Origin of the sequence: Aquincola agrisoli, from assembly GCF_036621135.1 — a bacterium.
Classification (GTDB): Bacteria; Pseudomonadota; Gammaproteobacteria; order Burkholderiales; family Burkholderiaceae_C; genus Aquincola; species Aquincola agrisoli.
On sequence record NZ_JAZIBG010000032.1, the window covers coordinates 1 to 660 of the forward strand.

The window sequence follows — 660 nt, forward strand, 5'->3', positions numbered from 1 at the left end:
GGCTCGCTGGTGGGCAGCTCGGGCGCGATCCTGAGCTACATCATGTGCAAGGCGATGAACCGCTCGTTCTTCAACGTGATCCTGGGCGGCTTCGGCGGCGACGCCACCGCGGCCACGGCGGGGGCGCAGCAGCAGCGCAGCGTCAAGAGCGGCAGCGCCGACGACGCGGCCTTCATCATGGGCAACGCCGAGACGGTGGTCATCGTGCCCGGCTACGGCCTGGCGGTGGCGCGTGCGCAGCATGCGGTCAAGGAGCTGGCGGCCAAGCTCACCGAGAAGGGCGTGACGGTGAAGTACGCCATCCATCCGGTGGCCGGCCGCATGCCGGGCCACATGAACGTGCTGCTGGCCGAAGCCGAGGTGCCCTACGACCAGGTCTTCGAGATGGAGGACATCAACGGCGAGTTCGGCCAGGCGGACGTGGCGATCATCCTGGGCGCCAACGACGTGGTGAACCCCGCGGCGCTGACCAAGGGCAGCCCGATCTACGGCATGCCGATCCTGGAGGCCTACAAGGCCAAGACCGTCATCGTGAACAAGCGCTCGATGGCCGCGGGCTACGCGGGCCTGGACAACGAGCTCTTCTACATGGACAAGACCATGATGGTCTTCGGCGATGCGAAGAAGGTCGTCGAGGAGATGGTGAAGGCCGTGGAGTAG

General features: G+C 66.5%; 1 protein-coding gene. It reads left to right on the top strand.

All coding sequences use genetic code 11. The annotated features are described in order from the left end of the window. The coding region (locus V4F39_RS16425) for an NAD(P)(+) transhydrogenase (Re/Si-specific) subunit beta (protein WP_332290792.1) at positions 1–660 on the top strand (660 nt) is incomplete at its 5' end.